The organism is Tardiphaga sp. (assembly GCF_028290785.1).
Classification (GTDB): Bacteria; Pseudomonadota; Alphaproteobacteria; order Rhizobiales; family Xanthobacteraceae; genus Tardiphaga.
Genome location: NZ_JAQGJD010000177.1, coordinates 1 through 9,783 on the forward strand (window position 1 = coordinate 1; position 9,783 = coordinate 9,783).

Annotated in this window: 8 protein-coding genes and 1 pseudogene; 2 read left to right on the forward strand and 7 right to left on the reverse strand. The window is 66.7% G+C overall.

What is annotated here, in order from left to right:
• The 3 genes and pseudogenes from JWR89_RS10355 to JWR89_RS10365 form a co-directional block, all read right to left on the reverse strand.
• A pseudogene (locus JWR89_RS10355) lies at positions 1–765 on the reverse strand (sensor histidine kinase); the annotation flags it as partial.
• Positions 766–890: 125 nt separating this feature from the next.
• Entirely contained in the window at positions 891–1,559 is a 669-nt protein-coding gene (locus JWR89_RS10360; protein ID WP_299715267.1) for a response regulator transcription factor, read from the reverse strand.
• A gap of 87 nt (positions 1,560–1,646) precedes the next feature.
• Positions 1,647–2,219, reverse strand: coding sequence for a 3TM-type holin (locus tag JWR89_RS10365; RefSeq protein WP_299715270.1), 573 nt, complete (start codon positions 2,217–2,219; stop codon positions 1,647–1,649).
• Between the two features lie 302 nt (positions 2,220–2,521).
• Between JWR89_RS10365 and JWR89_RS10370 the strand changes: the two genes are divergently transcribed.
• Positions 2,522–2,866 carry a hypothetical protein gene (locus tag JWR89_RS10370; protein WP_299715272.1) on the forward strand — a complete coding sequence of 115 codons (345 nt, stop codon included), beginning with the start codon at positions 2,522–2,524 and terminating at the stop codon, positions 2,864–2,866.
• Between the two features lie 33 nt (positions 2,867–2,899).
• Here JWR89_RS10370 and JWR89_RS10375 read toward each other — a convergent pair whose 3' ends face one another.
• The 4 genes from JWR89_RS10375 to JWR89_RS10390 all read right to left on the reverse strand — a co-directional run bounded on the left by JWR89_RS10375 (position 2,900) and on the right by JWR89_RS10390 (position 9,263).
• Positions 2,900–3,637 carry a glycoside hydrolase family 19 protein gene (locus JWR89_RS10375; RefSeq protein ID WP_299715274.1) on the reverse strand — a complete coding sequence of 246 codons (738 nt, stop codon included), beginning with the start codon at positions 3,635–3,637 and terminating at the stop codon, positions 2,900–2,902.
• A gap of 91 nt (positions 3,638–3,728) precedes the next feature.
• Complete coding sequence (locus JWR89_RS10380) at positions 3,729–4,799, reverse strand: DUF2793 domain-containing protein (protein ID WP_299715276.1); 1,071 nt, start codon at positions 4,797–4,799, stop codon at positions 3,729–3,731.
• A gap of 157 nt (positions 4,800–4,956) precedes the next feature.
• The gene (locus tag JWR89_RS10385) at positions 4,957–8,823 is read right to left on the reverse strand and encodes a glycoside hydrolase/phage tail family protein (RefSeq protein ID WP_299715279.1); all 3,867 of its coding nucleotides are present in this window, start codon (positions 8,821–8,823) and stop codon (positions 4,957–4,959) included.
• A complete protein-coding gene (locus JWR89_RS10390; protein WP_299715281.1) occupies positions 8,823–9,263 on the reverse strand; it encodes an NlpC/P60 family protein in 441 nt (146 codons plus the stop codon). The genes JWR89_RS10385 and JWR89_RS10390 overlap by 1 nt, the downstream gene beginning before the upstream one ends.
• Here JWR89_RS10390 and JWR89_RS10395 point away from each other — a divergent pair.
• Positions 9,262–9,654: a hypothetical protein gene (locus JWR89_RS10395; protein ID WP_299715282.1), complete on the forward strand. Its 393-nt coding sequence runs from the start codon at positions 9,262–9,264 to the stop codon at positions 9,652–9,654. The two genes, JWR89_RS10390 and JWR89_RS10395, sit on opposite strands and share 2 nt — an antisense overlap.
• Positions 9,655–9,783 lie beyond the last annotated feature (129 nt).

Here is a 9,783-nt window from a genome sequence, read left to right on the forward strand (position 1 = left end):
GTGCGCCAGATTGCCGACATGGGTGCGGGCGCGCCCGACGATCTCGCGGTTGGCCTCGATCAACGCGTTGGTCTCCCGGGCCAGCGGCGCGATCTCAACGGGGAAGTCGCCCTCCAGCCGTTCGGCACGGCCAGAGCGGACATCGGCGATCGATTCCGAAATCCGCTTCAGCGGCGCAAGGCCGAACCGCACCTGGAAGATCGTGGTGAGGATCAACCCGATCGACAGCGCCGCGAACGTCACCATCAGATAGACATCGAACGCCCGCGTCTCGTCGGTGATCTCGGTGGCGTCGCCGGCGACCGACACCAGGAAGCGTCCGTCGATGCCAAGATCGATTGGCCGCTCGACGATGCGCAGTTTCTGGTTCTCCGGTCCGGTGGCGTAGGCGATCCGGACCCCGGTGTCGCTGAGCGGCACGCTGGGCTGGTCGAGACGCGGCAGCTTCTTGTCCCATAGCGAGCGCGAGGCGCGCTGCTCCTGCTTGTCGCTGTCCAGCCGCACAATCTGCCAGTACCAGCCCGACAGCGGCAATTCGAACATCGGCTCGCCGAGCGATTGCAGCTCGCGGTCGGGGTTGTTGTCCTCGCCGTTGCCGACCTCGGCCACCAGTGTGCGCAGATAGAAATTCAGCCGGCGGTCGAACGCACGTTCCGACGCCTCGCGGTACACCGACGACAGGATGAACCCGGTCACCGCCAGGATGATGACCACCCAGGCGGTCGCGCTCAGGAACAGGCGAAGAGCAAGCGAATTGCGGCGCACGGTTCAGCCTAACACGTCATTGCGGCCCGCAGGCGAAGCAATCCCCGGCGCCGGCACGCCGAATTGCGTCGTCGGCCAGCCCTCCAGCCGAGCCTTCCCGCCACACCTCACCGCAATGCGTTTCCCTAAGCCTTGCTCGGGGGCGTCAGCAGGTAGCCGAGCCCGCGCACGGTCTGGATGATGTCGACCCCGAGCTTCTTGCGGATGCGCCCGACGAACACCTCGATGGTGTTGCTGTCGCGATCGAAATCCTGGTCGTAGAGATGCTCGACCAGTTCGGTACGCGAGATCACCCGGCCGGTATGGTGCATCAGATAGGCCAGCAGGCGGTATTCGTGGGAGGTCATCTTGATCGGATTGCCGTTGACGCTGACGCGCCCGGTGCGCGTATCCAGCGACACCGGCCCGCAGGTCAGCTCGCTCTGCGCGTGGCCGGCGGTGCGGCGCAGCAACGCGCGGATTCGCGCCAGAACCTCTTCGAGATGGAACGGCTTGGCGACGTAATCGTCGGCGCCGGCGTCAAACCCCTGCACCTTGTCGCTCCAGCGGTCGCGCGCGGTGAGGATCAAGACCGGCATCACCCGCTTGTTGCGGCGCCAGGCTTCCAGCACCGAGATGCCGTCCATCTTCGGCAGGCCGATGTCGAGCACCACGGCGTCATAGGGCTCGCTGTCGCCGAGGAAGTGGCCCTCCTCGCCATCGAAGGCGCGGTCGACCACATAGCCGGCATCGACCAGCGCCGTGGTGAGCTGGCGGTTCAGATCGGGATCATCTTCGACGACAAGCAGGCGCAAGACCGAATCCTCAAGCTGGCGGTAGTGCCGCCCACAGCATGCGCCATCCCCCCGTGAACGGCGAATGAACGGCGGCCATCGCCGACATTACTTCTTCTTCATCGCCGCCTTGACCAGTCGCTCGACCATGCCGGGCGCGTCCTGCCCGGTGGCGGCGCTGACCTTTTCGCGGGTACGGCCGCTGATATAGACGCCTAGCACGCCGAACCGGAACCCCCAATAGGTCACCAGCAGCGCGGTGGCGTTGACCAGCGCGTTGATGGTCTGGATGTCGCCGGTCCAGAACTCGTGCATCAAGACCGCCCACAGCACCGCGCATTCGAGCGTCAGCTCGAACGCATAGGCCGGCCGCCACCACTTTTGCACGGGGTCGGAACTTGCGATCTCGGCGCGGATGGTTTGCTGCGTCTCCGAGATGGCGGTGCGCTGGGTCTCGGCCTCGGCCTGGATCATGGCAGTCCAGTGCGCTTCGGCTTCCGCCAGCCGGTTCGGATCCGCCGCCGAAAGCTGCGCCTGCACCGCCGCCGGGGTCGGATTGACCGAGCCCACCGCCTTGGCGAGAATCTCGCCGGCAACGCCGCCGAGTGGCCCGCCCAGCGCCGTGCCCAGCAGCGGCGCTCCCAGCGCAATCACCTGTTTCGCCAGATCGCTCCATTCCATGGTCAAGCCCTCCGAAACGCCGCGACCAGCGCGGCCATGATGTATGCAAATCGCGATCAGGATGCAGCGCGGACGTTCATTGCCCCGGCGCCATCTGCAGCACCGTCCCCACGGCCATCTGTGCCACGGCACGCGCCACCGGCACCGTGCCAGCGCACCGCGCGATGTCCGGTCAGCGACCGTACAGAACGCTCAAAAAACTTCGTCTCGCACCTGGATTGATGTCAGCAGATGTCACAACCGCTGTTTACACGCCGAGATGGTGTGGATATCGTGTTGTTTTCAGGGGGATTGTGACCTACATGGCGATCGATACGCACCGGGAGCTTTCCGACGATTTTTCAGATGACGAACTGGAACGCTGGACGCTGGATTTCATCAGGACGCATTTAAGGACTATCATCAAGGCTCCCATTATCGGGATGATGGCTGGCTTCTCCGTATTGACGGTGAGCGGTTCGCTCTACAAGGCGCTGATCATTGTTCTTGCCGGGACGGTTCTGTCGGGGTTCGCGACCTGGCGCCGGTTTCTGGAGCCCATAAGCTTCTGGCTGTTTCTCGGCAGTGTGGTTTACTGGTGCGATGTGGAAATCGTCGGCCACCTGAAAACGACGGCGCGCTCGCTCGCCTCGATCTCCAGATCGTAACCCGCCGATCGCGGTTGCCTTCGGTGCCGACCGTCATGCCCTTCGGAACGCCGCGGCCAGTGCGGCGACGATCGACGCCCATCCCGATCGCGGCACGGCCGGCGCCAGCGCAGGCGCGACAACCACCGGCAGCCTCGCCACCGCGGCGTCTGACAGCGCGGCCTTCCACTTCGACAGCCACGCCCTGCGCTGCGCGAGGCCCACCGTGCTGCCGTTGAGCCGCCTTGTGACGTTCAGCACGTCATCGGCTTTCGCATAGGGCAGACAGCCGCAATTGACGAAATCCGACACGCCGCATTCGAGGAAATAGCGCGGGTCGATCAGCAGATCGGGATCGCCGACCACATCGATGCCGGTCGCCTTCGCGACCCGCGCATAGCCTTCGCGTCCGGTGGTCTGCGCCGCGCCGCGGCCGCGAAAATTCCAGCCGTCGTCGGAGTCGGCTCGGTTGCCCATGCGGCCGTTGTAGACCTTGTTGGCCAGCGCCTGGGGATGGCCGGCGTAAGGCTGCGCACTGGCCATGGTCGGAAACCGCGACGGCCACACCTGCATCATCCGACCGGCAGTGTAGTTCATGTTCTCGACGACGTCGCGGCCTGCCCCGCATTCATGCGAGATCTGCGCCATCACATGCGCCACCAGCAGCGGCGTCGAGATGCCGTATCTGGCGAACACCGCCGCGGAGGATGTCGCGATCCCGGCGATCAGTCCGGGCACCTTGCTATCGCCCGCCGGCCACAACCGACGCAACGTCGGCTCGTCGATCTTCATGACATGCTCCCTTCCCCGGCCACGACCGGAAAATGACCATCGGTGGCAAACGGGACGCGCGGCGCGCCGCGCGGTCGGCAATGCTGTGCGATCAGGCGATGCGGTGGCCGTAGAAGCTGTTTTGCGCCGCCGCGATATAGCCGTCGTTGGTTTCCATCAGGGCCCACACCGAGATCGCATCGCCGGAAGCGAGCTTGAGCACCGACTGCGACGCCAGCATCGTTCTGTTGCTGACCACCGTGCCCGAGCTCTGCACCCGCGTGTCGTCCAGCAACTCGCTGCCATTCTTGTAGATCGCCGCATAGACGGCGGACGGCACCGTTGCATTGACCTTGAACATCACGCGAAAGCCGAACAAGTAGTATCCCGCCGCCGGCGCCACGAACTGGTTGTTGGCGGCGTCGAACGCGCTCTGGTCGTTGTGTCTTGTGTTGTTGAACTGCACCTTGGTGAAGACGCCCGCCGCGCAATACTTGTCGAAATTCAGGTAGGCGAGGAACTTCGGCGACTGGTCGAGGCCGACCTGGCCGTTCGATTTGTCGATGGTCAGCGCGGCGCGATAGGTCACCGCGTCGGGCGAGACCTTGCAGGTAAAGTTGTCGTCACCGAACAGGCCGAGCAATGCACGCGCCGAAAATCCATCCTGGAAGACGAGGCCTGAATCCTTGCCGGCCGCCGACTTGTTCAGCGTCAGCCGCATGTCGCCGCTGCCGGGCGTGACGTCGTCATGCGACAGCAGCACGGCGTTGGATTTCACGCTCAGCCGGTTGCTGCTGTCGGCCGACGTGTTGATGCCGAGATGCGCGGCGTTGTCGAGTGCGAGGCTGCGCAGGTCGCGCCAGTGGCTGCCGTCGAACACGAACATGACGGCATCGGCTACCGACCAGATGCACCAGCCGATGTGCGGCGCGAGAAACGCCCAGGCGCCGTCCTGCCAGGTGGCGATGGCGTGGTCCTGCCCGGCCCAGGCCCCGGTCGCGCCGGCGGCCACGACGTGACGCTGGCCTTCCGCCGGGCTCGCGGGCGGCGCGCTTCGCGTGATGTCCTGCACCGCGATCTGGATCGCGGCATCGAGAATCCGCAGCGCCTCGTTATGCGTGACATGCTTCTGCGCCTGGCTGCCCTCGATGAAGGGCAGTCCGAGGTTGGGGGTGTCGGTCATGGGGATGATCCAGTGTGACCCGTTCCCCGGACGCGATGCGATACAAAGTATCGCTTCGCAGAGCCGGGGTCCCGGTACGTTTCAGAAAGCAAGCGGGATCCCGGATCTGCGCAGCAGCGTGAAGAACGCTGCAGCGCGTCCGGGAAACGAAAAAAATTTAAACAACCAGCGTAAAGTCCGTCGCAAATCCCGCGCCCACGCTGGCCGACAGTTGCGCCACGCGGACCCGCAGGCTCGCCTGCGGCGCGCCGAAGTCGGCGATCTCGTCGGCGATGGCGTACAGCGACTGCGAGGTCGCACAGGACATGGTGCGGATCACCGCCGCGCCGGAAATTATCTCCAGCCGATACGCCTCGCTCGCCTCAGAGAGCGGCACCTCGACGGCCCAGCCGTCGCCATCAATACGGCTGCGGCGAATCCACGTGATGTGGATGCCGTCGGCCTGCCGCGTTGCCCTGACCTGCACCGGCGCCAGCGGTTTTAGCGCGGTGGCATCCGTCGTCACTGTCAGCGCCACCGCGCTGGGATCGTCATGGGCGCGGCCATTGGCGACGATGCGCAACGCCATCGCGCGGTCCAGCGCGTCCACGCCGCGCGCGATCGGCACCAGGGTGCGATCCAGCAGCACGAATGGCGCGCCGGGCGGCAACAGCGCCGCCATCGCCGGTTCCGATCCCAATTGCCCGCGCAGCAACCGCGACAGCCGATAGGTGTTGCCATCGACCAGCTCGGCCTGCGCGAACTGCAAAATTTCCCACGCGCCCTCGGCATTCTGCACCGCCGCGGCATTGCCGCCGCCCAGCACCCGCGCGTCCGACAGTGCCGTCAGCGCGCCGCCATAGAGCCGCACGCGGCATGCGTTGCCGCGGTCCCAGCGCGCCTGCGGCCCCGCCGGCAGCGGGTCCAGCGTCTCGCCGACCACCGACGGCGCCGCTGCCACCGCGGCGACCTGGAAACTCGCGCCGTCGGCGGATTTCCAGATCACCACCGAGCCCGGCCACGGATTGGCGAACACCGCCAGCCGCGTCAGCACGTCGGGCTTCGACGCATCGATCACCGGCAGGTTCAGCGCGACGGCCTGCACCGGCCCCAGCGATGGCGGCATCGCCGGCCGCCGCATCCGCGGCGCGGCCAACGGCACCGCGAACACTTCCGGATCGATGCTGCGGGCGCTGACCTGGCGCGCTTGCGTATCGACGAAGCCGTCGATCTCGAACAGCCGCCGCCGCGCGTTCAGCGTCAGCGCCACCACGTCGCCCGGCGCCAGCCGCAGCGCGCTGATGCCGAGTGAGAACTCCACGCGCTCGCGCGACGCCCACAGGTCCTGCAGCCAGATCTCCGCGCGCCGCGTCGCCGCAGCATCGTTGGTGATGACGGCAAGATCCGTATGCAACATCCGCCGCGCGCCGCCCACCAGTTTTCGCGAGGTCACCGCCGAGCGGCGATAGTCCACCAGCGCGTCGCTGAAGCCGAGCCCGACCTCGGCCGGCAGCTCGGTCTCCTGCGCCCGTGTCAGCCGCGCCAGCGCGCCGTCGTCGGTTGCCACCAGTTCGTCCTCGAATATTTCCACCACCGGCGCGCCGCCGCGCTGGATGAAGCGCAGCGTGCCGTCGGCCGCGGTGGCATCGAACGCATAGGCCATCGCCAGCGGCTCGATCATCGCGCGCGGCGCCATCGGCCGGTCCACCACATAGCCGTCGCAGCTATCGCGCAGGCCGGATGCACCGACCCCGCCGACCCCGGTATCGTCGAGCAGCTTCGCTACCAGCGCATCGATCGGCGCGCCGCCGAGCCGGCCGGTGAGCCAGTGCCCGGTGTGCCAGTTGGCGCCGTCGCTCCAGATATCCTGCGCCGCCGGAAATACCGGATACGGCCGTGCATCCCAGGTCCACAGATGGATCGCGGAGGCATCTACCATCCGCCCGCCATATACAGGCGATACCGGATTGTCGGCATCGGTGGCGCCGAACGTCGGATCGAAGGCGGAGAGGATCGCCTCGCAATAGCGGCGCTGCATCAGGTCGTCGCGCTCGCCCGACGAAAAATACGGGATGAAATTTTCCGACGACTTTGGATCGGGAAACACGCTGGGCTGGTTGGCGCCCTTGTCCACCGCGGGACAGCCGACCTCGGTCAGCCAGATCGGTTTTGCGTGCGGCGTCCACGCCGTGGGCGCGCCTGCCTCGACGCCGCCGACGCGTTCATGGTGAGGGTTCGACCACCAGTTCCACAGGTCCTTGACGCGAAACGTCCACGGCTTGCCGAGGCCGTCGCTGATCTCGACCCGGTCCTGTTCGTCGCGCGCAACGTCATTCGGATAGTACCAGTCATAGGCCTCGCCGGCCGCCACGTTGTCGCGCAGATAGGCGCGGTCGTAGGTCGTCGCCGCGATTTCGGAATCCAGATGCCCGGCCTCGTCGCGCCAGTCGGCCAAAGGTGCGTAGTAATCGATGCCGACCGCGCCGATCGCAGGCGAGGCCCATAGCGGATCGAGCGGAAACCGCACTTCACTTGCCGCGGGATCGACGACGTCAGCGCCGTACTCGGTCCAGTCCGCGCCATAGGTCACCAGCGCACCACCCACGATCGCCTTCACTTCCGCTGCCAGCGATACCAGCGCCGACACAGCCGGATAGACGCCGGCGCCGGAGCGCACCCGCGTCAGCGCCTTCAACTCGGAGCCGATCAGGAACGCCTCGACGCCGCCGGCCGAGGCGCAGAGCTGCGCGTAATGCAGCACCATGCGGCGATAGTTCCAGACGCCGCCGGTGAAAAAATCATTCACCTGCGTCGCGGCGGTCGCGGTGCCCTGTGGCGAGCCGGGCCGTCCCGGCGCGGGATCGCAGGTGATCCGGCCGCGCCATGGATAAGGCGGTTGCGAGCCCGCGCCGCTCCACGGGTCCGGCAGGCCGTTGCCCGCCGGCACGTCCATCATCACGAATGGATAGAACGTCACCTTGAGCCCGCGCGCCTTCAGCTCGCCGATCAGGTGCGCCACGCTGTCGTCGGACGGCGTGCCGCCGAACGCCGGAAAGCCGTCGACCTGCGACACTACATAAGCGTGCGCGCGATCGACGCCGTCCACCGACCACGTAAACGGGCTGGTCGACTTCGCGGCGTTGTCGATGCCCGGCCGGACCAAGCAATGGCCGGCGCGCAGGTCGGAGCCGAACCACGCTACCACGAGCGCGACGCGCTGCAGGTTCGGGCAGACGCCCTGCAGGTCGTCGAGCGCCGCCACCACGTCGGAGCGCGCACTCGCCAGATGCCGGTTCTCCGGCGCCGACTGGCCGGGGCCGAGCAGTTGCACCGTGGCGGAAGGCTCATAGCCGAACTCGGTACTGCCCGGGATCAGCGTCACCGCGCGGACCATCTGTTCGAGCAGGCCAACCGGGCGGATGATCTCGAACGACAGTTGCGGAATCCGGTTGCCGAAATTGGCCAGCGGCAGCCGCTCGAACACCACGTAAGCGAGGCCGCGATAGGCCGGCGCATTGCCGGCGCCCTGCTTCGCCACGATCAGCCCGTCGGGCAACTGGACCTCGGTGCCGCGATAGACGCGCATATTGACGCCGTCGAGATCGAGCGGCTTGCCGTCGGCCCACACCCGCGCGACGCGCCCGATCGCGCCTTCGCACAGCCCGACCGCGAAATTGGCGAAGTAGGTATAGGTGGTGGTGGTGGTCGCCGTTGCCGCGGCGCCGCCGCCAAATCCCTTGCCGCCGTCGCTGGCCGGCGTGGTGGTGTCGTCGGTCGCCACCTCCTCGAGATCGGTCGCCCAGATCACCTGGCCGCCCAACCGCGCACGGCCATAGACGCGCGGTATCGGCGCGCCCTCGGTCGAGGCCATGACGTCGAGATCGGCGAGCCGCGGCCCGGTTGCGGTCTGCGCGCCCGGCCCGAACAGCGCCTGGTCGAGCATGTTGCCGACCACCGCGCCGGCCAGCCTTCCGGCGATCGCGCCGATCGGCCCGAACACGCCGCCGATGGCGCCGCCCGCGGCGGAAAGAACGAGTGCGGCCATCAGTCGACTCCGGGAAACCGAAACGCAAAAGCCAGCCGCCGCCGCCACCACGGCGCCAATGCGACTTCGCACACCGCCGCGCCGTCATGGGCGTGGATCATGCTGCCCTCGCCGGACGCGATCGCCGCATGCTTGGCGACAAAACCATCGCGCCAGCGAAACAGCAGGATGTCGCCGGCGCCGAATTCATCCCGACCTATCGGCACCAGATGACGCAGCGCGGCTTCCGCCAGCGCTTCCTCGCCCGATGCTTCCGCCCAGTCCGGCGCATAGGGCGGCGCGGTCTCCGGCTCAACGCCGATACAGTTGCGCCACACCCCGCGCAGCAGCCCGAGGCAATCGCAACCGACGCCCTTCACCGAGGCCTGATGAATGTAGCGCGTGCCGATCCATTCGCGCGCTTCGGCGACGATGGCGGCGCGGGAGAGAGGATGGGGCATGAGCGGCTCCGTGAAGGAGATCAAATCGGCATGTCCGCGACGACCGTCGCATGACCTTTTCCTGAGCACGGAAGCATCGGGCTCGCTTCAGACCGGGTTGTCCTCCCTGGCGGCGCTGCCGGAACGCAGCGCGCCGGTGATCCGGGATCTCGGCAAGATCGGCGAAGCCCATCAGATCAAAGCGGCGTTGAACCAGCTCGATCAGCTGGACAAAGCACGCGGGGCCAATACCGAGACGCTCAACCGCTTTCAGGCGAACTACAAGAAGTTGCGTGATACGCCGCCGAAGCCCGCCGTAGTCTTGAATGAGGAAGAAAAAGCCGAGGCCCTGAAGCTTCTGAACGAGGCCGGGATCACGGAGGGAGGATTTCTGGTTCATCGTAGCCGCTGAGGCAACCGAACGCGCCGCACGCCGCGAAGGCAGGGACTGTCGCGGGCTCTATCTGGTTCGGGTCTCCCAGATTCCTAACTGACGTTCCGCTTCGTCAGCCTGCGCGAGCGTCATCGCGTCACGCAGCAG